The sequence below is a fragment of the Chryseobacterium sp. OV279 genome (genome assembly GCF_900128945.1).
Lineage (GTDB): Bacteria > Bacteroidota > Bacteroidia > Flavobacteriales > Weeksellaceae > Chryseobacterium.
Genome location: NZ_FQUD01000001.1, coordinates 1,442,912 through 1,467,274, shown reverse-complemented (window position 1 = coordinate 1,467,274; position 24,363 = coordinate 1,442,912). Strand labels below are relative to the sequence as shown.

Annotated in this window: 23 protein-coding genes; 12 read left to right on the top strand and 11 right to left on the bottom strand. The window is 37.1% G+C overall.

Translation table 11 applies throughout. The features are described from left to right. Positions 1-783 precede the first annotated feature (783 nt). The 3 genes from BUA72_RS06625 (at position 784) to BUA72_RS06615 (ending at position 2,801) form a co-directional block, all read left to right on the top strand. Positions 784-1,257, top strand: coding sequence for a hypothetical protein (locus tag BUA72_RS06625; protein ID WP_072922265.1), 474 nt, complete (start codon positions 784-786; stop codon positions 1,255-1,257). 182 nt (positions 1,258-1,439) lie between these two features. Then, positions 1,440-2,066, top strand: a complete 627-nt coding sequence (locus tag BUA72_RS06620; RefSeq protein ID WP_072922264.1) for a hypothetical protein — start codon at positions 1,440-1,442, stop codon at positions 2,064-2,066. 288 nt (positions 2,067-2,354) lie between these two features. After that, complete coding sequence (locus tag BUA72_RS06615; RefSeq protein ID WP_072922263.1) at positions 2,355-2,801, top strand: GNAT family N-acetyltransferase; 447 nt, start codon at positions 2,355-2,357, stop codon at positions 2,799-2,801. Between the two features lie 770 nt (positions 2,802-3,571). Here the strand turns inward: BUA72_RS06615 and BUA72_RS06605 are convergent. The 4 genes from BUA72_RS06605 to BUA72_RS06590 all read right to left on the bottom strand — a co-directional run bounded on the left by BUA72_RS06605 (position 3,572) and on the right by BUA72_RS06590 (position 7,505). Continuing rightward, positions 3,572-4,156 carry a hypothetical protein gene (locus BUA72_RS06605; RefSeq protein WP_072922261.1) on the bottom strand — a complete coding sequence of 195 codons (585 nt, stop codon included), beginning with the start codon at positions 4,154-4,156 and terminating at the stop codon, positions 3,572-3,574. 524 nt (positions 4,157-4,680) lie between these two features. After that, positions 4,681-6,219 carry a toxin-antitoxin system YwqK family antitoxin gene (locus BUA72_RS06600; RefSeq protein ID WP_072922260.1) on the bottom strand — a complete coding sequence of 513 codons (1,539 nt, stop codon included), beginning with the start codon at positions 6,217-6,219 and terminating at the stop codon, positions 4,681-4,683. Positions 6,220-6,472: 253 nt separating this feature from the next. Beyond that, a complete protein-coding gene (locus tag BUA72_RS06595) occupies positions 6,473-7,078 on the bottom strand; it encodes a hypothetical protein (RefSeq protein ID WP_072922259.1) in 606 nt (201 codons plus the stop codon). A 28-nt stretch (positions 7,079-7,106) separates the two neighbouring features. Then, entirely contained in the window at positions 7,107-7,505 is a 399-nt protein-coding gene (locus BUA72_RS06590; protein WP_139259551.1) for a hypothetical protein, read from the bottom strand. 767 nt (positions 7,506-8,272) lie between these two features. Between BUA72_RS06590 and BUA72_RS06580 the strand changes: the two genes are divergently transcribed. From BUA72_RS06580 to BUA72_RS06570, 3 genes are all read left to right on the top strand, one after another. After that, on the top strand, positions 8,273-10,510 hold the full coding sequence (locus tag BUA72_RS06580; protein ID WP_072922256.1) for a sensor histidine kinase: 2,238 nt from the start codon (positions 8,273-8,275) through the stop codon (positions 10,508-10,510). A gap of 9 nt (positions 10,511-10,519) precedes the next feature. Beyond that, positions 10,520-11,149, top strand: a complete 630-nt coding sequence (locus tag BUA72_RS06575) for a response regulator transcription factor (protein ID WP_072922255.1) — start codon at positions 10,520-10,522, stop codon at positions 11,147-11,149. Between the two features lie 125 nt (positions 11,150-11,274). Next, positions 11,275-11,760 carry a hypothetical protein gene (locus BUA72_RS06570; RefSeq protein ID WP_072922254.1) on the top strand — a complete coding sequence of 162 codons (486 nt, stop codon included), beginning with the start codon at positions 11,275-11,277 and terminating at the stop codon, positions 11,758-11,760. 99 nt (positions 11,761-11,859) lie between these two features. On the opposite strand, the gene BUA72_RS06565 is transcribed toward BUA72_RS06570, so the two are convergent. From BUA72_RS06565 to BUA72_RS06550, 4 genes are all read right to left on the bottom strand, one after another. Further along, on the bottom strand, positions 11,860-12,366 hold the full coding sequence (locus tag BUA72_RS06565) for a hypothetical protein (RefSeq protein ID WP_072922253.1): 507 nt from the start codon (positions 12,364-12,366) through the stop codon (positions 11,860-11,862). Between the two features lie 210 nt (positions 12,367-12,576). Continuing rightward, the gene (locus BUA72_RS06560; RefSeq protein ID WP_072922252.1) at positions 12,577-13,425 is read right to left on the bottom strand and encodes a helix-turn-helix domain-containing protein; all 849 of its coding nucleotides are present in this window, start codon (positions 13,423-13,425) and stop codon (positions 12,577-12,579) included. An 82-nt stretch (positions 13,426-13,507) separates the two neighbouring features. Then, complete coding sequence (locus BUA72_RS06555; RefSeq protein WP_072922511.1) at positions 13,508-15,013, bottom strand: amidohydrolase family protein; 1,506 nt, start codon at positions 15,011-15,013, stop codon at positions 13,508-13,510. Positions 15,014-15,167: 154 nt separating this feature from the next. Next, complete coding sequence (locus tag BUA72_RS06550; RefSeq protein ID WP_072922251.1) at positions 15,168-16,295, bottom strand: alpha/beta hydrolase-fold protein; 1,128 nt, start codon at positions 16,293-16,295, stop codon at positions 15,168-15,170. 315 nt (positions 16,296-16,610) lie between these two features. On the opposite strand from BUA72_RS06550, the gene BUA72_RS06545 reads away from it, so the two are divergent. Then, positions 16,611-17,051 (top strand): hypothetical protein, encoded by a 441-nt coding sequence (locus tag BUA72_RS06545; RefSeq protein ID WP_072922250.1) that lies wholly within the window; start codon positions 16,611-16,613, stop codon positions 17,049-17,051. 190 nt (positions 17,052-17,241) lie between these two features. On the opposite strand, the gene BUA72_RS06540 is transcribed toward BUA72_RS06545, so the two are convergent. Continuing rightward, positions 17,242-18,399: an acyltransferase family protein gene (locus tag BUA72_RS06540; protein ID WP_228407842.1), complete on the bottom strand. Its 1,158-nt coding sequence runs from the start codon at positions 18,397-18,399 to the stop codon at positions 17,242-17,244. Between the two features lie 171 nt (positions 18,400-18,570). Between BUA72_RS06540 and BUA72_RS06535 the strand changes: the two genes are divergently transcribed. Together BUA72_RS06535 and BUA72_RS06530 are read left to right on the top strand one after the other, a co-directional pair. After that, the gene (locus BUA72_RS06535; protein ID WP_072922248.1) at positions 18,571-19,629 is read left to right on the top strand and encodes a sensor histidine kinase; all 1,059 of its coding nucleotides are present in this window, start codon (positions 18,571-18,573) and stop codon (positions 19,627-19,629) included. Then, the gene (locus BUA72_RS06530; RefSeq protein WP_072922247.1) at positions 19,626-20,324 is read left to right on the top strand and encodes a LytR/AlgR family response regulator transcription factor; all 699 of its coding nucleotides are present in this window, start codon (positions 19,626-19,628) and stop codon (positions 20,322-20,324) included. The genes BUA72_RS06535 and BUA72_RS06530 overlap by 4 nt, the downstream gene beginning before the upstream one ends. 135 nt (positions 20,325-20,459) lie before the next feature. Here BUA72_RS06530 and BUA72_RS06525 read toward each other — a convergent pair whose 3' ends face one another. After that, on the bottom strand, positions 20,460-20,960 hold the full coding sequence (locus BUA72_RS06525) for a GNAT family N-acetyltransferase (RefSeq protein WP_072922246.1): 501 nt from the start codon (positions 20,958-20,960) through the stop codon (positions 20,460-20,462). Between the two features lie 23 nt (positions 20,961-20,983). Further along, on the bottom strand, positions 20,984-21,547 hold the full coding sequence (locus BUA72_RS06520) for a hypothetical protein (RefSeq protein ID WP_072922245.1): 564 nt from the start codon (positions 21,545-21,547) through the stop codon (positions 20,984-20,986). A gap of 415 nt (positions 21,548-21,962) precedes the next feature. Here BUA72_RS06520 and BUA72_RS06515 point away from each other — a divergent pair, with 415 nt between their 5' ends. The 3 genes from BUA72_RS06515 (at position 21,963) to BUA72_RS06505 (ending at position 24,353) form a co-directional block, all read left to right on the top strand. Then, positions 21,963-22,523 (top strand): hypothetical protein, encoded by a 561-nt coding sequence (locus tag BUA72_RS06515; RefSeq protein WP_047451887.1) that lies wholly within the window; start codon positions 21,963-21,965, stop codon positions 22,521-22,523. Between the two features lie 81 nt (positions 22,524-22,604). Next, on the top strand, positions 22,605-23,306 hold the full coding sequence (locus tag BUA72_RS06510; protein ID WP_072922244.1) for an ABC transporter ATP-binding protein: 702 nt from the start codon (positions 22,605-22,607) through the stop codon (positions 23,304-23,306). A 9-nt stretch (positions 23,307-23,315) separates the two neighbouring features. Then, complete coding sequence (locus BUA72_RS06505) at positions 23,316-24,353, top strand: hypothetical protein (RefSeq protein WP_072922243.1); 1,038 nt, start codon at positions 23,316-23,318, stop codon at positions 24,351-24,353. Positions 24,354-24,363: the final 10 nt, after the last annotated feature.

Here is a 24,363-nt window from a genome sequence, read left to right as displayed (position 1 = left end):
AATAAAGAGAAACAAAGGCATTTCATTTAAAAAAGTAAAACAATACCATACTTCAACCAATTCATTCCTTTTAAAACAGAGTGGAACAAAAGTTCAGAATAGAATCTTTGTATTTCGGAAATAAGTGAAACGCCTTTGTTTATCTTACTGAAGGAAATTTAATCACCTCTTTGTTTTTCTTTGCGTGAAAAAAAATTCTATATGGTTTAGCTACATTTTATCACCTTGGAACTAGAGGGAAATTGGACAGTATGTAAAGTTTTTTTTAGACGCAAAGGTCTATTATAACTCTTATCATTTTAAGAGGAGCAAAGGAGAGGATTTCATCGCTGATTAAGCGGACGGATAAAACATACGCTTAATTGAATCAATCAAAGATTGATTCTCTCTTTGCCTCCTAAACTATACGGTATTGAAATAAACCTTTGCGTGAATAAAAATTCTATATGGCTTAGCTACATTTTACCAACTTTGAAACTTAGAGAAAATTGGACATTACATAAAGCTTATTTTTTTAGACGCAAAGGTCTTATTATAATTCTTATGATTGTAAAGGGGAGCAAAGAGGGGCGATTTCATCGCTGATTAAGCGGACGGATAAAAACGTGCGTTTCATCGAATTAATTAAGGATTGATGATTTCTTCGTCTATTGGACTATAAAGTAGTGTTTAAATAAACTTTTTGAGGCAGAAGTGAGGCGCTTGCGCCATTGGAGGGATTTTTTTAACAGGATCTTACAAAAGAAAATGCCAAATATTCCGTTTAATTCTTAAATTTGGCCCATGCGAAAGAATTTTTATCTCATCATCATATCATTTTGTCTTAGCAGCTGCTACACGTACCAGGTTAAAAAGCCAGCGGATCCGGCGACCGACAATAAGCAGGACTCTAAAAGGAATGCAACTCTTGCTAATAATGCTTCTTCTGAGCAAATGAAAAGTTCAATAGCGGAATCCCAAAGCCAGAGTTCACAACCAGCACCTGTTCCGATCAATGTTCAGGAGAAACTTGCTCCTAATAAGAAATTTAAAATTGACGTTGATGGCAAGAGCTATAAAATCATCGTTGACAAGTGGGAAAGCGACAGTCTGGTGGCCCACCCGATTAGTAATCCTAAAAAAATTCTGAAATTCCATAAGAACCAGATCAATAGTGAGAAAATTGCAGAAAAACGTTTTTCACAACCTATCGCTGATATTATTACGGTGACTGCTTATGCAGGAATTGGGGTTTTAATCTGGTCGCTTCTAAAATAGGTTTCAAAAACAATATATATCATAAATCCTGACGAGAATTAGGATTTTTTGTTATTTCACACACTATTGCAAGAATCTGGTTCGTACCGATTATAGTTCATGGACACAAGCGGGACACTTGAGTCAGCAGTGGCTTAATCAAGATTGATGGGCTTTATATACTAGAAAATAATTAAGATTTTATGACAACAATACATTCTATTAAAGAAACAATATTTCATGAATTTGGTCACCTATTAGTATACATTGTCGCAAATAAAAATTCTGAAACTCATATTGGCAATGTTAAGACTGTACAAATAGGATTAAACAAAAACAAAATAACACCAGACATAAATCTTTATTATTTTGATCCTATGCAACAAAACCTCCATATTTTCAATAACTCTAAAAATATAAATAGAACAATATATTGGGTCATATTACAATTTTCAGGGTGTTTATTTGAAAGTATTTATGATGACATTGATTTCAATAAACTCTTTTGTTCTAGAGTTGAATGCCATGGAAAAACCGACTTCGATAACATATACTATTTTAATATAAAATCTTTTTTTAAAATAACTGATACTGATATTGAAAGAATAAAATCTAATTATTTAGAAATTCTGTACAGACACAATATTTTTGAGAAAACAGAAAAATATTTAGAACATTTTTTAACAATACATGGTAGTAACCCACAATTAGGTTTTGATTCTGATGATATTGAAACATTACTAGAAGAAATGGAACAGTGGATAATTTCAAACGAATTTATATCTGATTTCAATTGGTTAGTAGACAATGAAAGCAAAAACTTCCTATAGCTAATAAATATTTAATCAATAGTAATATATATAGCTATAAAAGCCCAATTTGATAAATACTATTATTCATCAAATAGATAAATAGCTAAAAATCTCCCCGATCCGCCGTCTTTGCTTAAATAAAAAAGAACAAAACAATACCTAAAAACCTCACCAATTTATTCACTTCTGTTTAGCAGAATATTATAATTCCTAGCTCAGAACTATTCATACGATAATCTCTAATGTAATATCCCAAAACCACAATTCCAAAATTTCCCGTATCTTCCCACTACCCAACACCTATTTATGAAAATCATCAATTACACCAAAATTTTCAGAGAAGATTGTATTCAAATCTTTAAGAGTAATCAACCTAAATTTTTTGCGAGCGAAGAATTGCCGCTCTTTGAAAGCTTTCTGGATGATGATACCGAAGAGAACTACTTTGTGGTAAAAATCGATGGTCAGATAGTAGGATGTGGTGGCTTTTTCCTGGATACAAGGGATCATCTTGGAGGATTATCCTGGGGAATGGTTCACGCCGATTACCATGGAAAAGGAATTGGAAAAGCCTTTACCCAATATAGAATTGACTTGTTAAAAAAAACCTACCCTTCTATTCCCTACAAAATTGAAACCTCTCAACATACCGCTGAATTTTATGAAAAGAATGGGTTTAAAACGGTAGAGATTGTCCCGGACGGATTTAGTAAAGGGATTGATAAATACACGATGATCATGGACGTGATTTAGCCTTACTGTATTCCAACCATTCTGCAAAGTTCAGGTACATACGGTGATTAATAGTTTCAGTCACAAAAACAAAAATCCCTCAACTCATCGAGGGATTCTAAATATATCAATTACTAAATCCTTTACTTCAAATTCAGAAAGTAAAACTCTTACTCCTTCTTTACTTCATCCGTTTATCTAATCTTTTGTGCCAAAATTTCCCTATCATAAAACCAATCGACGGAAATAGAAAAGAACTGCACATTCCAATCAATAAGAAGGTAAAATCATCATCGAACAATGGAAGATTTAAAAAGCCTAAATAAGTCCAATGCATATTTAGCCAATAATGCATCAGAAAAAAGCCTAATGTCCAATTGTCGCCACCGAATATAGAAGCATTTCCAGTGCCTCCATTTGAAATGATATACCCCAATATTAAAAGCAGATTGACGAAAAATATCCAAAGAACAGACCGGTATTTCATTTGATGTTTCGCATTAAGAAATCCTCCATAAATGGTCATCAATAAGGCTATCATGAAACATACTGTCCGTGAAGCAGACAAATTTTCAACACCGGACAAGGCAAAATTCCATCCTAAAGGAATGCATAAAAGATACAGCAGCATTGAATAATTGATCTTCATCGTTTTTATATGGCTTTAAATTCTTTACAATAGGAATTTGGTTTTGGATACCTACTCTTACTTCTTCCAATAATACTTAAAAGTTTTTAAGTTTTTGGGGTTCCCCTGAACACTTATTAAAACTTGTATACATCCGGCTATTCTACTCCTGCTGTATCCATTCAAATTTCCCGTCTTTCAAATAGATGATGCCGCCGCCACAGGCTTCTTCCTGATGGATAAAAATCCCGTCATTGGGCAGTTTGATTTTATCGGATTCCTTTACCTCTTCATCGCTCATGATGTCTCCATTTTCATTGACGTTATTCCAGTAGATTTCACCTTTGGGCGCTTTTTCAAACACGCCGACCCAATCGATATCATCAAATCCCTGACCCAAAATCTCTTTTCCCATTCCGAGATATTCCACTTTTTTGTTGCCGAACATAATTTCCAGGCCGTATTTTTTATTGTCTGTGTTTTGAACGATTTTCACCGTGTCCGGTAAATGGTCTCCATCCAAATCGCAGGAAATTGTATTTGGACTGTGTTTTTTTGATAAAACGATGTGGTCCTTTGTATTGAGATTTGATTTTGGTGAATGACTTTCCTGCGATTGGCTGGATGGTTTATGATTGGTGGGTTTTCGGGTTATTTCGTTTTTGGGTTGTTCTTTTTTATCGTTCTGACAGCTTGAAATGGTCATGGCAGCGAGAAGGGATAGGGTTAAAAGTCTTTTATTGATCATGGTATCTGGTTTATGGCGTGGTTTCAAAAAGGTACTTTAATATGAGTTCGGGTTAAGATTTTTTTTAGATCTCAGATTTCAGACATCAGATTTCAGATATGGAAGTAGAGATTTGAGATTTTTTTTTTGAATTTTAGCAGTTCATTATGTTTCGGGATGCGGGGTTTAAACCAGGAACGGCCTTTCAAATCCGTATATTGGATCAACTTCAAAATTTGTGGAACTGATAAGCTTTTTTTGACGCAAAGAAACTGATGATCCTGTTAATAAAGGGAAGCAAAGGCGGAATCAATTTCATTGATTCGATTAAGCGGATTTTGTATACCGATAGCTTCATCAGTGACGCAGTCACATTCTTTGCCTTCCTCAAAACTAAACGTTAAGAAGACGAAGCTTTGCGTTTAAAAAAGCTTATCGGCTCACCAGTTTTGCAATTGATCCCAAATTCCTTACCTCTTGCCTCTGAAACTCATCACTCATCATTTATAACTTATAACCTATAACTCTCTTAAAATCAGTTTACTTTATAAAGATTCATAAAATTCATACTGAAGATCAGCTTCTGTGATCAATGTGTTGAGCGGGCTGTAAAGATCTGTCTCTTCCATTTCTGCAAGGACTTTAGACTCCTGAATTAATTTCCCTTCAGGGTTAGAAATTTTGATCAGAACCCACTTTCCGCTGCGCTCCAATTCTTTAAAACCGTATTCAGATTTGTATTTGATTTTTCCGCTTTGAAGGATGCCATCTTTTACCACCGATTTATTGGCTGCCTTTCCTTTCACATACTGAACAATCTGCCCTGTGAAACCATCCTCCTGTTCCAGCGGCTGGCTGTAGGTGTATGCAATAGCGCCGTTTTCATCATAAATCGTAGAATTATATACGGTCTGATTTGCATTAATCTTTGTTTCCACTTTTAATTTCCCCTCCTCTCTGAAAGATTTTAAGTATATTAAAAGACCATCTTTATACTGCTGTTCAGCAAGTTCCTCGTACAAAGTTCCATCATAAGGCATACCCTCTTTATAAGTCACTGCCCCTTTTAACTTTCCGTCCGGATGATAATATCTGATCTCCTGGGGCATCTCATCTTTTATAACCTGTTCGGTAGATAATTTTCCATTTTCATCAAAAAATTTACTCAGGACTAAAGATCCGTTTTTATAAACATCGATAGCCGAGAATCCGGAAAATTCATAATTAAACTCATAATCCTCGCCGTCCTGTGGCTTGTAATACTCAATTTCCTTATCATAAATGTAAGTAAGGTTACCGATCTGCTTACCCGTTTCATCATAGGTTTTCTGATAGCCTCCTTTTTTGTTTTTCTTTTCTTCCTGAAGAATTCCACCGTTTTTGGAGTAGATGGTCGTTTCCGTTACGATTCCGTCTTTGTTCTGCTTTTCAATTTTGGAAACTTTCATTGGGTCCTGATAATACTCCACCATCACCTTATCACTGGAATTCCCGGTGCTGTTTGATCCAATATATTTCCCTTTATCGCCATAGTATTTAGTTTCAAACAGTTCTTCTTTACTGTTGCTGATGGTTTCATAGCGGATTCCTTTAATATCTTCATCATATACAACCGATTTGAAACTGTCGGGAGTATCATACGTGGTAATCGTATTGTTATAAGACATTTCTTCCGGGTTTTTATAGTTGTAGATGGTCCCTGTAAAAGTACCGTCTGCTTTATAAACCAAATCCTCCTGCACTCTTCCCTGATGATCAAAAGTCTTAGCCGGTCCTACCTGGTTACCTCCGGAGAATGTCCCTGTACTCAATACTTTGCCTTCCGCAGTGTACCAGGTTATTTTACCTTCATAGACTTCATTTCCCGGTGTAGCATCAGAAACAAGGCCTTCCATCTGAAGTGTTCCGTTCTTATAAAAGTCTCTGATTAAAGTAAGTTTTCCTTTACGTTCTGTTTCCCGGTAATACTGCATTTTGCTCTGAGTGGTTTTCTCCCAGTTTTCATCAAAGTACAGTTTTTCCTGTGCACTGACGTGGATGCTTATGATCAGGGCAAAAACCGCTGATGTAAATAATTTTTTCATATTTTTTTAATGGTTTAGACAGGGAATTTCACCTCCTCTCATTATAGTTCTGCATCATCTTTTCCGGATCCATAGAAAAATTTCATCATTGTGTTTTGGTCCGAAATAATTATAAACAAAGATCTGTAAAAGCATCATCGTATAAAATCCCTGCTTTCAGCTAATTTGTGTCCTTACCTGTTTCGAAATAAAATGATAAAGGGGAAATCGATGGATGAGTTTTACAGATCTTATTTGTTTTCATGGTTTATTTTTACCGCTTTTCAAATTTACCGGTTTCCCTGATGAGGTATGACGAGTTTATGATTTCTGATCGTCTCGATGCTCTATAAACGTTGCGCACCGAGATGTTAGAACTGGAAATCGAGCTTGTGGTCGAATTCGAAAACCTTGGACTTCCATCATAAGCAACCAGCAGTTCATCAATTTTTTTATAGTTTCTATCAAACGTTACCATGAGCGTTTTAAGTTCACTGTCCCTGTCCAGATAAGTCAATACAAAAGTTTTGAAGTTTCCGGGAAAGGACAGCTGGTAATTTACTGTAACGTTTTTACCGAATTTCAACCACTTCTGCAAACCCAGCTTTTCTACCTGTTCATTGGACAGTTTAGTATACACTCTTTCTGAAGGATGTTTTTTTCTGTATGCTTCATCAAAAGTCTCAAACCTGGTGGTTTCCGATACCGGTAATTCTTCCATTGGAACGTTCATAAAAGAAAACTGAGCATTTACTGAATCATTACGAGCAGCCTGAGCTTCATTGATGTATTGATTTTCTTTGTTCTCTGAATTCTTTATTTTTTCCTGGCAGGAAATCACTGTTCCTAATAACAAAAAATTAAAAACGGTCTTTCTCATTGTTTTACTGTTTTCTCTTGCGACGGTTTTAACAATCAAACTGAATGGCTATTTCTGCTGCTTTTTTAATCAACTTTCCTTTTTTCGCCTGGGAAGAAAGATAGAGAATCACCCGTTCTTCCTCATAATCTCTGTTGGCCCCGAAAATAAAATCTGGTTTTCCATCCTTGTCAATATCTCCTATGAAAAGCAGTTCAACAAAAGTATCATTGAATGATTCTTCCTGTAAGAACAAGGTTTCCGGAGCATTATTGGCTGACAGATAAAGCTTATAATCCTTTACATTCTGATAGAGCTCCTCTCCTTCATCCGTGTGTACTTTTTCTGATGACAGCACTTTTCCTTCTGCACGCAATGTATATTCTTCATTTCCAAAGCGGAATTTCAGTTTTTCTGTTGGCCAAATTTTATTTTTTGTAATTTTCACTGTCTTTATTTCACCCAATGTCAATTGTGAATGGCCTATGAGTAAAAGACTGTTATTTTTAGAATGAATGATTTTCGTAGAATCTCCTGAACATTCAGAAAACCCTTTTGTGACGGTATAATCAGCTTTACCCAAATAAAATTTTCCGTCCTTTTGATATAAGTCCAGCCAATCCTTTGCAAGCCCGTTGACTTCATTGTCTTTTCCAAAGTCCCGGTACTCTTTAGGGAAAAGAATACTGATAGGTTCCGTTGGTTCTTCAACCGGATTTTGTTTCAGATCTGTTGAATCTTTACTAAGCTGAACCTGTTCCTGAGGCGGTGCTGTTTTATTTTTTGTTTCCTGCTTTTATCTTTACAGGAAATCGTCATGAATAAGGGTAAAAAAATCAAAATTGTTTTCTTCATTGTTTTGCTCTTTATTGATGATAGGCTTCCAACGATGGGCACACCTTCCGAATCAAAATTACATTTATTCATCTCCATTTTGATTATACTATTTGTCTTCACAAATACTAAAGGCAAATTTGTGCAAAAAAATGATGATAAAACATCCCTGTTTTCAGCCAATTTGTTCAGTTTGGTTTCATTCCTGAAATTAGCTGAAAACAGGGATTGAAAAAACGCAGAAGAATAACGAGTTTTGGCTTTATCTATGAAGGGGCTCATCTATGACGGTATTCACTGTCATTTTATTTAAATTGAATATGAAATATAACCCGTGAGAAACCGCAAAGTAATAACTTTGCCTTCTCTATATCCTGAACAATGCTGATTAATTTTTTTTCCTTTTTACGCTTCCCCATTCTCTTTCTATGTCTTGTCTTGGCGGGTCATGCTGCATCAGCTCAGGAAGTTTCCAACAGCCCGGAACAGCTGTACAAAAAGTACAAACCGGGAAGTACCCAGCGAATGATGATGACCGGCAAATATGCACAGGCTCTATTTTTCAATAAACAGGAAGATAAAGCGATTGCCATTTTAAATGAAAATATTTCTTATGCTAAAAAGGAACCGGATGGAAAATATGCGGCTTATTTATACATTATTTCAGCAATCAACTACAGACTGCTGGACAATGTTAAAGCCTATGAAAATGCATCCAGACTCGCCCAATTTTATGAAGCAAAAACAAAAGATCAGGAAGCAAAAGGCTATGTAGCCTATGGATTGGGCTGGATCCGTGCCCGCAATAATAAAGAAGCTGAGGCGGTCCGCTATTTTTTAAAAGCCCTCTCGCTGTATGAAAAAGCGCCCAATTCTGAAAGTTTAAACAATAGAAAAGCATCGGTATACCGTGAATTGAACAGTATTTATGCCGACTGGAATGAATACCAGCTGCAGGAGAAATACAGTAAGCTATCCCTGGAAATTGCCTTACAGCAGAAAGATCCCATGAACTTGTTCGATTCTTATATGGCGATGGGCTATATGTATGAAAAACGCTATGAATCTACCGACAATAAAGCTTTTATCAACCTGGCAGAATCGTATTATCTCAAAGCAATAGAGACGTATAAAACCAATAAGGCGCGTATGCCTATTCCGTCTACCCTTTCTTTTGTAGCGATCAATCTGGCTAATCTGTATTTAAATTATTTCCCTGAATCCTACAGAGACAAAGTGCTGTATTACGCTAATTTAGCTAAAACCCAAGGTACCGCAACAGGAAATCATGACCACGCAGCGTCCGCAAATGGTATTCTGGCAGAATTAGCTTTGCAGAATGGCCATCAGGAAGATGCGAAAAACTATCTGATGACGGCATTGGCAGAATCGGAGTATAATAATATCGAAGATCCGCAGATCAAGCTTTCTATTTTTGAAAATCTTTCCCAACTTTTTCAAAATGAAAATAATTTTAAAGAAGCCATATTTTACCAAAAGAAATATATAGAAACCTTTAAGCAGATTTATGATCAGAAAAATACAGCCTTGGGTAAAAGATTGGAAATCCAGTATGAAAGGGAAAAGCAAAAGCAACAGTTGCTCCGTCTGCAATTAGCCTCTGAAAAGCAGGAACAGCGTCTCAAGGAAATGAGCTGGCACAGTCTGCAGCAGGCTCAGAAACTGGAAAACCTGGAATTAACGAAAGAAAATCAGTTTAGAAAACTGGAATTAACTGAAATAGAAAACAGCAAAAAAGCTCAGGAACTTCGTTTATCACAGCTGGAATCCTCTAATAGAAAACGGGAAGTGGATCTGTATAAAGCCCGGGTGGATTATAAGGAGAAGATCAATACCTTTTATATCGGACTGATTGCTTCTGTTTCTTTACTGCTCATTTTGCTGCTGTATGCGTATTTTCAGAGGACAAAAAGCATTAAGCAGAAAGAAAAATTACATCTTCTTGAAATGGATAAGGTGATACAAGACTCAAAAATATCCAATCTTACACTGATGCTGGAAGGTCAGGAACAGGAAAGAGGAAGAATAGCCCGGGATCTGCACGACGGCCTCGGAAGTTTACTGTCCGGGACCAAAATGAATCTGTTTTTATTAAAGGATAAATCCAGCGATCACCATCAGCCACACATAGAGCGGTCCATGGCGCAAATCGATATCGCAGTGGACGAACTTCGCCGTGTTGCGCATAATCTGATGCCGGATCTGCTGCTGAAATATGGTCTTCAGGAAACCTTGATGGAATATGTTTCCCGAATGGCGACTCCGACACTGGATGTTGATGTTCAGTTTCTACATTATTCAAATCAGCTGCCATTGGAAAGTCAGCTGCTGGTGTACAGGATTATTCAGGAATTGGTCAATAATGCCGTAAAACATGCCACTGCAGAGCAGATCATTATTCAGTTTATCGAAAATGAATCCGATTATGTGATTATCGTGGAAGATGATGGAGAAGGTTTTGACACCAAGATCCTGAATCACGCTCATTCCGCAGGATTTCACAATATCCGTTCACGCGTTGAGTTCCTGAAAGGCACTCTGCAGATAGAATCCCAGATCCATATTGGAACCAATATTGAAATTAAATTTCCAAAATAAAAACAAACCATGATTAAAATTGCTATAACCGATGATCACCCATTATTGCTGGAAGGCTTAAAAAATATTCTCTCTCAACAGGAGAACTTTACGGTCGTCGGATGCTACTCTTCAGCAAGTGAACTCCTTACAGGACTGGACAACCAGATTATAGATGTTTTATTACTGGATATTAACCTTTCCGATAGTAACAGTATAGATTTAATTAAACCTATATTGAAAAAATATCCGGCTACCCAGATCATGATGCTGAGTGTACATAATGAATTTGCCGTCATCAACAGTACTCTGGAAGAAGGCGCTATGGGCTACATCCAGAAAAATGCGCTGGTCACGGAAATCATTTTGGGCATACAAACGATCCTTAAGGGTGAGAAGTTCCTGTGCAATCAGACCCAAAAAATTGTAGAGATGAAAACGAATTCCGGATTGAATGCAGTCCCCAAATTAACCCGCAGAGAAAAGGAAATCTTACTGGAAGCATCTTTAGGCCTTACCACCATTCAGATAGCCGATAAGCTGTTTATAAGCCCACACACGGTAGAAAGCCACCGCAAAAACCTGATCGTTAAATTCAAAACCACCAACTTAAGTACGGCCATAAAATTAGCCATGGAATACGGATTGGTTCGTCCGTAAGGAGTTAATCATGTTATGATTCAATTCAACTTCTTATTTTCTTTATTTTAATCTGGATTAATTAAAAATAACTTTCCGATGTGACCTTTTTTGACTATTTTTACGTGATAATATGTAAACAATATATGAGAAGAATCGTATTTGCAGGAATAGTGACTTTAGGAGGATTTCTAACAGCAAAAGCACAATGCACTACCGTATCCGCCATTACAGAAAATTTTGATGCGTGGAAAGAGATGAACAAATGCTGGACTGCCCAACAGGGAAAAGCAATGCTTTACGCCGGAGACAAAAAAATCATATTTTATTCGATGACCAACCCGGGAGAAAATATGTATTTAGTAACTCCTAAAATTAAAGGAGGAAATTATACACTGACTCTTGATGTTTCAGATAACGGAGGAGAAACTACTCTGGAACTTTTCTCTGTAAGCAATGCATCCGATGCAAAATCGTTTGTTTCAATTGCTAAGCCATCCAAGATAACAGGAGATAAAAAAACATTTGAAATTACTTTACAAAAAGACACTCATTTGGGTCTGAAAGTAATGCTGAATGGAATACATCAGGCCGTTTATGTAGATAACTTTTCTTTGAAACCTAAAAAATAAGTCGCTTAAGATTTATTCTTTAGAGATACATAAGAGGCTGCTTCAATTTTGAGACAGCCTCTTTTCGGTTTTTATCAACTGCATTGGATTTCAATTCTACTAACCTTCCAAATACACCGAAGTCTCTTTATTAACCTTTTTTTGTCTGAAGTACTGGTAAACAGACCCGGCGATAAAAAGGATGAAAAGAAACAGAAGCGTTTTACCAATAATCGGATCTGTGATATCTTTTGCTAAAGGATGTCCAACCGGTACGCGGGTAAAAGTTTCATTCACTGTTGGCACCAGCGAAAGAAAAAAGCTGAAGGAAAGAAGGAAATTCTCAAAATAACGGGCTCTCTTACTGCTCTCCTTTTTTGAAAACAGAAAATACGCAACAGCTATTAACAGAATAATAAATACCGAAAAAGCATGTCCCGCATTAAAGCCTCCATGTTTCGAGATCCCCAATGCGGTGACTGAAGTAATCAGTGTTCCGTAAAAGTAAATCTTCCCTGATAATTCCTTTAAACTGATTTTCCCATATCTGATAAATCCCACTAATGCTCCTGCAATAGAAGCAACGCCAATGACCGTATGGAAAATTCCTAAACCTGATAGTCCCATTTTTATAATTTTTTTAATATTAATTCCTTTATTTTCCCTTTATCCTGTATATTGAAGCTCAAGGGAACACTGCAAAATTGCGACAGAAAAAAGGAAAGGGTTTTGTGATTCCGTTCAATTATTTGGCATTTTAGTCCATAAAAAAAGCAACCTCAAATACATTTTAAGATTGCTTTTATATAAGCTTTGAAGAGCTATACTCTGTTCTTTTTATCTGTTTTCCTGACGGTAACTGGATGGACTGGTATTGTATTTATCACTAAAGCTTTTCGTGAAATTCGCGAGATCATTGAACCCGCAATCAAACGCAATATCAGTGATTCGCTGGTCAGAAACCACCAGGAGCTCGGCCGCTTTTTCCAGTTTTTTATTTTTAATGTAGCTCGCAGGAGTGTCATTATACAGTTTCGCGAATTCCCTTTTGAAAGAGGATACACTCAGGTTATTTCGCTCGGCCAGTTCTTCTATGGTGAGCTGCGAAAACAGATTGGCTTCAATAATCTGCTTAAAAGTATACGTCGCAGGAGAAAATAACTGTGATAATATCAGCTGCACGGCTTCAGCATTTTTCGTTTGTGACAGCAGTAAAATAATCTCCTTTAATTTTAAAACAAGAATATCTTCATTGACCAGAGACGGGTTTTCAAAATAAAATAATAAGCCCTCCACATATTTCTGGATCAGAAAATCATTATTTATTTTTTCATTGGATTGGTTGGAAACCCTGTTTTTTGGAGATTGCAGCAGTAAGGGTAATTCTCTGTCATAAATTTTCTTCAGGATTTCAGGATAGAATGTTACAATGACAATTTCACAGTTTTCCTGAATGGCCGGGTTATGGATCTGCTTTCCTGAAGTGATACAGTTCAAAAACAAAGAATAACTGGCAGGGAAATTAATTTCCTCGCTGTCAAGCTTATATTGAAATTCTCCCTGTAAAACATAGAGAAAACAGGCCTGCTCATTCACAGGAAAATCAAAATGGAAGGGTGAAGTCAACGCCACCTTTTGCATGAAAGTCTTCCCAAAAAGGTCGTACTTTTTATAGTCATTTACCATAAGTATTCTTTTTGAGTTTAAAAGTTTACCCTGAGTAGCAGATCAGATTTCCAACTGAGAATCCGAAGCCCGTTTTGATGCATTATTTGAGTTTCTGATTCGTTTTTTGAACAAAATTGTCCCATTGCTGATTCAGGTGCGTTAAAGCTTTCTTTTTTTCACTTTCATTCAGCGAAGAATAGTTGATTGAGTTGAAAACGAGTTTTTTCAGCGCTTTTACATCAAGTTCCCAATAAACAAAAGCCACCCAGAAATCATAGCCAAGGCCTTCGTATCCGTAAACACTCGGGTCATCGCTGTTGATGGAGCACTGGATTCCATTACTCAACAAAACTCTTGCAGGATGATTTCTCATATCACTGACATATCCTAAAACCTGGTTACTGATCGGACTTACCTCAACCAGTTTGTTTTGTTTTTTGATCAACTCCATTGTCTTTGGAAAATAGATCAGGTTTAAACCATGTCCAATCCTTGGGTTGTTCAATACAGACATATCCAGAATATTTTTATTAAACACTGAATTACTTTCACCTGCATGAAGGAAAAGAGGCATTTTTACGCCATACTTTTTACTCAGTTCATCCAGTTTCACCCAGTTTTCTCTGAAAGAATAAACACTGTTCCCGGCAGCCTCATCCGCCACAAGGTCAAAGCCGGAAATCATATCCGGAAATTCCTTTTTAAGTTGAAAGGCTGTTTCAAGCTGCTTTTCAATACTTTTCGGATCTAAAAATTTAAAACTTGAATAAATTAATTTTAAACTGAATTCCGGATGTACTTTCTGTATTTCTTTAACGACATCCTGTAAATCCGTAATAGAAGTTTTCAACGGATACTTTCCATGTTTAAAATCATAAAGTTCTTCAAAAATATACCTGATTTCTACATGCTGGACATTGTTTTGCATCAAATCCATAAAGCCTTTTTTATAGTATTCCTTAAAAAAAGGACGGTAAGGCAGGAGCAGGCTGATTCGTTTAAACCGTTTCTCAAATTCAATCCAGTAATCGGTATACGTACATAGCTGATCCCGCTTCAGGATAAGGAGCTCCGCCAGTTTCTTTTCAAAATCAGGATCTGAACTGAGTTTTTTATCAAGACTCACAAATCCTTCCGGAATTTTTCCCTCAAAAAAACCTAATTGACCGAAGATAAACTGATCATTATCCGCCTGATCATACACATACGCTTCTTTATACTTTCTGGCCGTTGCAATCACCCATTTCACATCGGTGAACCCTCCGCTGTGCGTATGCAGCAGACCTCCTTTGGGCATTGACTGGAAGATTTCGAATAGTGTACTTCTTTCGATCAATGGTTTTAGCTCCTCAAAGGAACTGTTAAACAGAGATATCTTCTGTTTATTTGTATCGGTAAGAAGCTGTTTTCTCAGCTGAAATAATTTTTTATCCAGTGCTGTTTCAGCATCAGACAGGTGTATATCGGCATCAAAGGCTAATGCTTCATTTTGCTGTTTCAATGCCATCCATTCCTGCTGGTAAGTGGATTGTCCGTTCACTTTATGCTGGCATCCAAACAAAGGAAATCCAAAAAGTAAAATATAAGTGAGATACCTTCTCTTCATAATATTGAGATTTGCTGTGCACCGTTGACTGTGCTTAACAATTAAAAAAAAATAGAGGTCTGATAAAACTCTATTCAAAAATATAATAAATTTTTCGAGTACAGGAAGTTCCATCCAGCCGTATGCAGATTAATCTTAAGTATTTTGTTTTTTTTTACTTAAAAATCTTTTGTGTAAACTGATACAGGGATCTTCTCCATGTGAGCCATTCATGATAGGTTTCGGGAGATTCATAAAAGAAATAGGGATACTTATTCTTATTTAAAAAAGTGGTCAGTTCCTTATTAAACTGAAAAAACCGCTTATCTTCCTTCTCCCCGATTCCGATAAAGAAATAAGGCTTTTTGCCTGACTTCAATAAATTACCGATAGGAAGTTCTTTGAAAGGTTCACTCTCTGTCCCTTCATAAATAACTGGACTGAACACCCCGATCGCAGAAAACATTTCCGGATGACTGCTTCCGATCAGCATGGCCTGATAACTTCCGCGGGAGAGCCCGGCGATTGCTTTTTGAGTAGTCGTTTTGTATTTTTTTTCGATGTATGGAATCAGTTCCCCGACAACGATTTTGTCTAAGTTTTTGGAAGAAAGAACCGTTCTGGGAAAATCATCCGGCATTTTTTCCTGGTCCGGATTCAGTGCCACTCCATAATCCATCACCACGATCATTTCCTTCGCCCTTTTCTCCGCAAAAAGATTGTCCAGAACATTTACAATATAACCTTGTTTTTCCCATCCCGTACTATCTTCGCCGGTTCCGTGATACAGATATAAAACGGGGAATTTCCTAGACCCGTAGCCGGGAGGAAGATATACTTTAAAATTCCTGTTGCCCTGTGTAATTTTCGAATGTAAACTGTCATTAACGATTTTTCCGTGCTTTACATTTTTCTCAAAGAAAAAATCTTCTCCGGATGGCACTTCGATACCGCTGGTTGGCTGGCCGTATCCAAAATATAATTGTGTATTCGGGTCATTTGTGCGCTGCCCATCCACATTAAACCAATAATAATGGAATCCGATGTCCATAGCCGAAGTGGAAACATTCCAAAAGCCGTTCTTCCCTTTTGAAACCGAAGATTGTATACTTTGCATTCCGTCACCACCCTCTAAAGCTACAGATTTTGCATCCGGAAAATACACCTGAAATTCTGCTTTTCTCTGTGCATCTATTTTCGGAAATTCTTTCCCCGGTAAAGCTGTTAAAGAGGTTTTATACGTTTGAGAAAAAACGACAGAAGAAAATAAAATGAGGAGTAAGGATATTTTTGGATACTGCATTATTTAAGTTTTAAGAGATCAGAAAAACAGGTAGCTTTCATAGCTGGAAAGAGTCATTGCCTGGGAAGAATCCCCCTACTGCCGATGTAATTTCTGTTATCTTATTCAATTTAAGAAAAATATTTATTTTTTGCAGCATATTCTGTGAAAATACGGCTATTTCCCACTGTAAAAGGTTGATTCATTCCTTACTTGCAGAGGTGAAAAATATATCCTATTTTTCCATTACACTAAGAATGAACAAATTGTAGGCTTACGATTGTTTATTCCAATGCTGCAGCTATGATCAACAGGAATAATTTAAATTGATTAGAGATGAGTTTAAAAATATGTTTGGCAAAAAAAGTGCTGATCTTTTATGCGGTTCTTGCTCCGTTCATTATGATCGGATCACTATACAATTTAATCGACGGCATTATTTTACAGAAAACTCCAACCTATCGCGTTGGTCTTTTCAGCTTATTTGGATTTGTCATCATGCCGCTGCTGCTGATCGTGACCTACATCAAAAACAAATGTGAGATTTCAGGAAATGGTATAAGGATTGGTAAAATTGATTATCCATTTTCCGACTATCATTTCAGTATCAGAGAAAAGGAACTCGCTTTTAAGGACAGGCCACTTACTTCCCTGCTCAAAAAAAAGTATCAGGTACTCGTTATACAAGCAAAAAACACCCATGAGATCATTCTCGAAAAAGACCTTGATGTTTTCGAGAAGGATATTGAAAACATTAGAAAGGCACTGCCGGGATAATTTGAGTTGCGGGGTGCGGGTTTCGAGTTTGAGCGTCGGAGGGTTTGAGGGTTTTGGAGTTGGGTAGCTTTGTTAGTTGTTGGTTGTTGGTTGCTAGTTTCTAGTTGCTGGTTATAGTAATTAAGTTAATGAATCATAGTCTGATGTCTGATGTCTGAAATCTGATGTCTAGCATCTTGGCTCTTGATTCTTAAATCTCCCTGCTTTGTTTTTCAACTACCTTACTCAAACATAGACGCTTAAGCTTTGAAGACGGCTTTTCAATGACAAATCTATATAAAAGTCCTACGGCGATACATCCTGCCAGACATACCAAAAGACTGATATTGTCAGAGGTTTCCAATCCCAATTTTTCAAGCGCATACTGAATCATATGAATAATGCCTTTATGGGAAAGATAGATGGCATAAGACAGTCCCGCCAACTCTTCTGTGATGTATGATTTCGATCTGAACATAAAAGAAGATCTGGAAATAGCTGACATTAAGATAATTCCGTAGCTGAGGGCCACCAACGTGAACCCGAAGACAGAAGCCTCCTTAGAAACCTGATCATTACAAATCCAGAATGCCAAGCCGAGCAGGATAATTCCAAGAATAAAAAGTCTGTTCCCGTTGTCATGAACTAAACTTTTAAACCCAGCTGAATACTGCATCAAAAACCCGATTATCACTCCAACGGCAAGACCATCCAGACGCATGTGCGTCGGATAATACATTTTCATATACCATATCTTCCAAAAATGATCAGTGTTAAATATAGGAACAATGGAATTTTCCCAAATGAACCATCTGGCCGTTAAGGAAAAGATAATGAGTGCGCCTGCAAAAATCGCTGTATATCGGAAAACTTTTGTTTTTATCGCTGTCAGAAGCAGCAAGGGAAGAAAAAGATAGAACTGCTCTTCAATACATAAGGACCACGCATGTGAAAACGTTCCCCGATTAATCACATCCAGCCCGTAATTTTGGGTAAATGTGATAAATTTCCACCATGAACCCAGCGACTCCCGTTCCCTGAAAAACGGAAATGCAAAATACAGGAAAAGCGTAAAAGCATAAGGCGGAATGATCCTGAAAAACCGCTTGGTGAAGAAGCTCTTTAAACTGATCCCACCACTCTTTTCAATTTCTTTAAACAACTGTCCTGAAATTAAAAATCCACTCAGCACAAAAAATAGATCCACTCCGGTCCATCCGAATCTGCCTATCGTATCAATCCAGACAGGATGTTTAAATGCGCGGTAGTGATACATTAAAACCAATACAATAGCTAAAGCTCGTAAGTGATCCAGTCCGTAAAGTCTTTCGGAGGAGTGAAGGTCTGCAGGCATTATTTTTTCTTGCAAATATTGTCAATTACACTACCTATTTTAACCAATAATGACAGAAAACATTGGTCCGGATGCCAACTGTACGATTTGCTGTCTGAACTGCAATTACAACTTTCCGTCATCAATTCTATTCATTTTATCAAATAATCAGCACTTGTAGCGCCGGATTTTATATTTTTGAAGGCTATGAAATTTGGACAGCAACATCACCTAAGGCAGAATGTCTATTTTCAGCTGTTCTTTTGGACGGCTTTATTCTTATTCGGAATTGTGAGAGATTACGGAGAATATGACGGCAGTATGTCTTCAACGACTCTTATTTACAATTTCTGCCACTGGATATTTCAGATCGCCGGAGCCAATTTCATCTATTACATTCTGATCCGAAACTTCTTTGACCAGAAAAAACATATTACCTTTTCTTTGTATCTCGTTCTCAGTTTATATCTTATTTCAGTGATGAACAGGATCTTTATTGTCTATGGGGCAGAACCTTTTTTCATTGATGAACCTCAGGACAGTTTCTACAGCATTTTCACGGATATCCGGTATCTTTTGACCCATTATACTTTTTCCCTCATTAGCGCAGCCTTTATTTTTATCTCAGTGATGTTTGTGATCCGCTACAGAGATGAAAAAGAAAACACAGCACAGCTGCTGAAGGAAAAGGCAGAACTCGAATTAAAATCCCTGAAATCCCAGCTGAACCCACACTTTCTGTTCAATACTTTGAACAATATTTATGCGCTGTCACTCAACAATTCGGAGAAAACTTCAGAGTCGATCAGTCGGCTTTCGGATATTCTGGATTATATTCTGTACAAAGGTCCTAAAAATGAAATTCCGGTCTCAGAAGAGCTCGCTGTTATTGATCATTATATCGAGCTGGAAAGTCTCAGATACAATAAAGAAAGGCTGAAGATCAGTAAAGAAATCAATCTCAATTCTGCAGCCACAATTCCTCCGCTTTTGTATCTGACATTGGTGGAAAATGCTTTTAAGCATGGAGCAGGAAAAAGCAAAGATCGGACAGAAATTAAAATTGATGTTTCCTCAGATGAATCGTATTTAATTTTTAAAATTGAAAACACCTGTAGTAACGATGAAACCAATGATCCCGAAGGAATTGGACTTAAAAATATTGAAAAACAGCTCAAACTTCATTATCAGGATCATTTTGTATTCAATGTTTCAAGAGAAAATCATACTTTTAAAGTAGAAATAAAAACGCCGGCAGCTTTATGATCAACTGTATTATTGTAGACGATGAACCTCTGGCAGCCACATTGCTGGAGAAACACATTTCCAGGATCGGCCATTTAAAACTGGTGGGAACTGCTGAAAATGCTATGGATGCCTACCAACTTCTGCAGACAAAATCTGTCGGGCTTATGTTTATGGATATCCAGATGCCTCATTTAACCGGAATTGATTTTTTGAGATCGCTGTCGCAGAAACCGCCTACTATTTTTACGACGGCTTACCGGGATTTTGCGATTGAAGGTTTCGAACTGGAAGCCGTGGATTATCTTCTGAAACCTATTACTTTTGAACGCTTCTTTAAATCGGTGGAACGGGTTTTAAGGCACAAAAATGATACTCAGGAAGATTTCATTATGCTTAAAACCGAAGGTATGACCCGGAAAGTTCCCATTCGTGATATTGTCTATTTTGAAAGTCAGGGCAATGATATTAAAACGGTTCTGGTAAACAATGAAAGTATTATTTCAAAGGCTACAATGACCGATCTGGAATCTGTTTTATCAGGAAAAGGATTGGTAAGGATTCACCGTTCATTTATGATCAATACTCAGTTCGTTACTGCTTTTAACACGAATGAAATTGTTCTCGGCACGTATCATATTCCCGTTGGAAGAAGCTATAAAAATGAATTTGATGCTTTTGTAATCTCAATTTCTAAAGGTTCTGTTAATCAGTAAGAAATTTCATGAATTTAATTAACCATGTCAAGGTTTTCAACCTTGACATGGTTAGCAGGACGGTCAGGAACTAAGTAGGTTCAGGTTTCCTGAATATCACAAATAAATAGCTTTAATCTCGCACTCAGGTTACATTTAATTGCGCTGGATGACGTAGTAAGCCAGTTCACCATCCGGTCTCTTCAGGTTATCTATACGTATGAAACCCGCCTTTTCCAATACTTTTTGTGAACCTATATTGTCCAGATCAGTCACGGCTACGATATCGCCTCCTTCGGTATTTAAAAGAGAATATTTGACTAAAGCACGGCTCACTTCCGTTGCGATACCTTTTCCCCAGTATTTTTTTCCTAACGTATATCCAATTTCAATCTGTCCTGTTGCATCTGCAAAATTTCTCACCAGACACATTCCGATAAAATCATTATTTTCGGAACTGAAGATTCCAAAACGTCCAAAGGGGCCTTTCGTATAATCTTCCAATGCTATTTCAAACATTTCCGCATACTGTTCAGGTGAACGGTAAGGAAGATACCGGGTCACCTCTTCATCTTCAAAAAGATCACAAAAAAGGTTTTGTTCTTCCGGTAAAAACTGACGGATCGTAAAATTCTGATCCTGATGTAAAATATTCATATTTCTTGTTGTTTTTTTGATATTCAGTATTTAAAATATTGCCCGAACCATTGTTCAAAATGTTCTTTGTTCTTGTCCTGAGCAGCTTTGATCAGCTCATCCGGTTCTTCAATCTGAGCTAAACCGTAATCCCCAGCCATCCATTTCAGGTATTCACTGAGGTCTTCGCTTTCCTCGTAATCTTCTTCATCCCTGTAAAAATAAGCGCTGTCAAAATCAACGGTAATTTCGGTATCATAAGTAAGCAAATGAAGCAGCTGAAGGATATTTTCGGCAACAATATGCACACCACCTTCATCTCCGAAAATAACAACGGGCATTTGGTTTAAAGCTTTATCTGTTCCATCATTCCAGATAGCATAAAATGAACCGGAGCCATTCGCCTGGGCGAAAGGAAATAAGCTCGCTAAAAAATGGTCATCTTCGCTCCAGCTCTTCAGTCCGGACTTATCATCGATCAAAACACCAAAACCCTGGCTGTAATTTTCTCCGGAAGAGATATGGTTTTGGAAGTAGACCAGTTTTTCGAGTTCAACGGGGATTTCTTTTAATCCTAAGTTTTCTTTAAATTCTGCGATATCGATCATGGTGAATGAATATTAATGATGAAACAAAAATAATGGTAATTTCATTCTATTTCGTAGCCCTATAAAAAATATTTTCTGCTCCCGTAAGTATTCAAAGACTTATTCCGTGTTCATTATCAGGATAATATGGAGCATTCCACTCTTTCAAATTGATTTAAAACCTACATCATTTCATTTATTTCAATACAATAAATCAATTACAAAACATTTAATATTATTCTTGTAAATCATCTCTATTAGCTTAAATTTTATATTTGTATCTGAACAAAAACACCTTTATGACATGCATAATATGGAAAAGCGATCACACCATGATATTAAAAAAAAGTATTACTTTTGCTTAAGAATAAATGTTTTTAGCATTTTTATTATTAGTTTTAATCCACCAATTTATAAAACATTAAAATCCCTCCACATGAGAAAAATAATTCTACTCATTACATGTATGTTCGGCGTTTCAGTTTTCTCACAGATCAAAGTGTTGAAAAACGAAAGCCTGGTGGAAATTGGCAAAGATAATTCCGTAGGTTTATATAAAAAAGAGGATAAATTTACCATCAACTATCAGGATCTCAACACCAGTAACCTGAACACCATCAGATCTTTTTCATTTCAGAATCTGGACGGTGACGTATCCGGTCTTTATAAACTGATCATGGATGGCTTTATCACTACTCCGGACGAAAACATTATCCTGGAACTTCCCAATGACATCATTGAACTGCATTACGAAAAAAACTATGGTCAGCCGACCGTTCAGTTTATCCAGTATATCAATAAAAACCGTAAATACGTTGGAAAATCCCAGTTTTTAAATAAAAAACAGGTGGAAAAAGTATTCGGAAAAGTCAATGGAAAATCTGCCATGTATGAAAAGCCTGGAACCATCAATGGTACAAAGACAGGTTCCAATCAGGCATCTACTGCTGCTCCGTCTTCAAATGGCAACAGCAAGAACAAAAAATCAAAGAAATAAACGTATTTTTTTCAATATTACTGAACTCATTCATCCGAATGAGTTTTTTATTTTTACTTTTGCAGAAAGACATTAAGAATTATGCCGCTTCAGATAATCAATTTAACCAAAAAGTTTGGAGAACAGACTGCACTAGACAACATCAATATTTCTATTGATCAAAATGAGATCATCGGTCTTCTGGGTCCAAACGGAGCCGGAAAATCCACGCTGATGAAATCCATTGTCGGGGCACTGAAAATTGATCAGGGCGAAATCATCTTTAACGAAATGAATATTTCCGAAAACGAGATTGAAAGCAAGAAGAAAATAGGTTTCCTTCCCGAAAACAATCCACTGTATCTGGAAATGTACGTCAGAGAATATCTTCAGTTTGTGGCCAACATTCATAAAATATCGGCAGCCAGAGTAGATGAAGTGATCGAACTGGTGGGAATCACACCTGAAAAATCGAAAAAAATCAGTCAGCTGTCGAAAGGATACAAACAGAGAGTTGGTCTTGCACAAGCCATCATTCATCAGCCAGACCTCTTAATTCTGGACGAACCTACCAACGGACTGGATCCGAACCAGATCATTGAGATCAGAAATGTTGTGAAAGAGATCGGTCAGCAGAAAACGGTTCTTCTGTCTACCCACATTATGCAGGAGGTGGAAGCGTTGTGCTCCCGAGTTATTCTGATTCATAAAGGAAACATTCTTCAGGACTGCCCTATTGATGAATTTAAAGGCCGATTCAACAGCCTGGAAGAAGCTTTTGCCAGCTACACCGCCGTTTCTTAAGTTCATTCCATGGAAATACACATCACTCACGGACAGGGCATTATCAAAGCTCTGTACGATGGCTTTGCCAGCTGCTTAATCATCCGACGTCCTGTGGCCGTCAACTGGCCGGACTCCCGTGGAAGTGTGGGTGAATATTATGCCGTGTCTGAACTTTCTGAAAAGGAAAAGATAACCTTTGCTGATGGTCTTAATCAGGCACTTGTTGATGGAACAGAAGCCGAAATCATGATGGGTATTGAAGATTTTCTTAAACTTTTTGAAAATGGTATCTATCAGGTCAATCTGGGTAAAATTCCGTACGATAATTCCAATTTTTACATGAGCAGATCTTTACCTGTTGATGAGCATACGAATGATCAGAAATTTTCCGGATGGTTCTACCCTTTTGATGATTTTAACTATCTGTATACGCTGGAAAGTAAAAGCATTGATCCTGAAAGAACGGAATACTACATCGATCTGATCAGAAAAGGAGGCCGCCCAAAACCAGTTATATTTTACAGCCTCTACCATCTGGATCCGATGCTGAGCTGTGCTTTTGTACTGGACGGCCATCATAAAATAGAAGCTTATACCCGTCTAAAAATGGACATCCCTGCTGTTTTTATGGTAAAGGATAATAATGACTACAGTTCTGCTTCAGAAATTATGCATGGAGCCTATCATCTGCTTCAGGATGTAGAGTTTGAACACCTTTTTCAGAATAATGAGGATAATCTTCCTCATATCAATTTCCTTAACGATGAAGTCCTGACTGATGCTTTGGATAAAATATTAAAAGAATCGGAAAGAATTGACATCCCTGTCATTGAAGTGCTGATCAGGCATCATACATCCGGTCTGCCGGAGGATAAGATATGGCTTAACCAACGTCTTGAGTCTTTAGCAGAAAATATACACCTCAGCTTTTTTAATTTCAGAAAAGGTCTCAACGTCTACTTTCCTCAGTATATCGAAGACTATAAAGCCAATACCTGGTTTCTGAAAACCCTAAGAAACACCATGGAACTGAATACATGGATCAATGATACCATTTTACGATAACCAAAGTGAT

Excerpts from the sequence above, each read along its gene's own strand:
- BUA72_RS06600 (WP_072922260.1), bottom strand. The coding sequence starts at position 6,219 with ATGAAAAAATTATTTACATCAGCGGTTTTTGCCCTGATCATAAGCATC.
- BUA72_RS06545 (WP_072922250.1), top strand. The coding sequence starts at position 16,611 with ATGAGTTTAAAAATATGTTTGGCAAAAAAAGTGCTGATCTTTTATGCG.
- BUA72_RS06520 (WP_072922245.1), bottom strand. The coding sequence starts at position 21,547 with ATGATCGATATCGCAGAATTTAAAGAAAACTTAGGATTAAAAGAAATC.
- BUA72_RS06505 (WP_072922243.1), top strand. The coding sequence starts at position 23,316 with ATGGAAATACACATCACTCACGGACAGGGCATTATCAAAGCTCTGTAC.
- BUA72_RS06555 (WP_072922511.1), bottom strand. The coding sequence starts at position 15,013 with ATGAAGAGAAGGTATCTCACTTATATTTTACTTTTTGGATTTCCTTTG.
- BUA72_RS06570 (WP_072922254.1), top strand. The coding sequence starts at position 11,275 with ATGAGAAGAATCGTATTTGCAGGAATAGTGACTTTAGGAGGATTTCTA.
- BUA72_RS06525 (WP_072922246.1), bottom strand. The coding sequence starts at position 20,960 with ATGAATATTTTACATCAGGATCAGAATTTTACGATCCGTCAGTTTTTA.
- BUA72_RS06620 (WP_072922264.1), top strand. The coding sequence starts at position 1,440 with ATGACAACAATACATTCTATTAAAGAAACAATATTTCATGAATTTGGT.
- BUA72_RS06560 (WP_072922252.1), bottom strand. The coding sequence starts at position 13,425 with ATGGTAAATGACTATAAAAAGTACGACCTTTTTGGGAAGACTTTCATG.
- BUA72_RS06605 (WP_072922261.1), bottom strand. The coding sequence starts at position 4,156 with ATGATCAATAAAAGACTTTTAACCCTATCCCTTCTCGCTGCCATGACC.
- BUA72_RS06595 (WP_072922259.1), bottom strand. The coding sequence starts at position 7,078 with ATGAGAAAGACCGTTTTTAATTTTTTGTTATTAGGAACAGTGATTTCC.
- BUA72_RS06615 (WP_072922263.1), top strand. The coding sequence starts at position 2,355 with ATGAAAATCATCAATTACACCAAAATTTTCAGAGAAGATTGTATTCAA.
- BUA72_RS06535 (WP_072922248.1), top strand. The coding sequence starts at position 18,571 with ATGAAATTTGGACAGCAACATCACCTAAGGCAGAATGTCTATTTTCAG.
- BUA72_RS06625 (WP_072922265.1), top strand. The coding sequence starts at position 784 with ATGCGAAAGAATTTTTATCTCATCATCATATCATTTTGTCTTAGCAGC.
- BUA72_RS06550 (WP_072922251.1), bottom strand. The coding sequence starts at position 16,295 with ATGCAGTATCCAAAAATATCCTTACTCCTCATTTTATTTTCTTCTGTC.
- BUA72_RS06580 (WP_072922256.1), top strand. The coding sequence starts at position 8,273 with ATGCTGATTAATTTTTTTTCCTTTTTACGCTTCCCCATTCTCTTTCTA.
- BUA72_RS06575 (WP_072922255.1), top strand. The coding sequence starts at position 10,520 with ATGATTAAAATTGCTATAACCGATGATCACCCATTATTGCTGGAAGGC.
- BUA72_RS06530 (WP_072922247.1), top strand. The coding sequence starts at position 19,626 with ATGATCAACTGTATTATTGTAGACGATGAACCTCTGGCAGCCACATTG.
- BUA72_RS06510 (WP_072922244.1), top strand. The coding sequence starts at position 22,605 with ATGCCGCTTCAGATAATCAATTTAACCAAAAAGTTTGGAGAACAGACT.
- BUA72_RS06565 (WP_072922253.1), bottom strand. The coding sequence starts at position 12,366 with ATGGGACTATCAGGTTTAGGAATTTTCCATACGGTCATTGGCGTTGCT.
- BUA72_RS06515 (WP_047451887.1), top strand. The coding sequence starts at position 21,963 with ATGAGAAAAATAATTCTACTCATTACATGTATGTTCGGCGTTTCAGTT.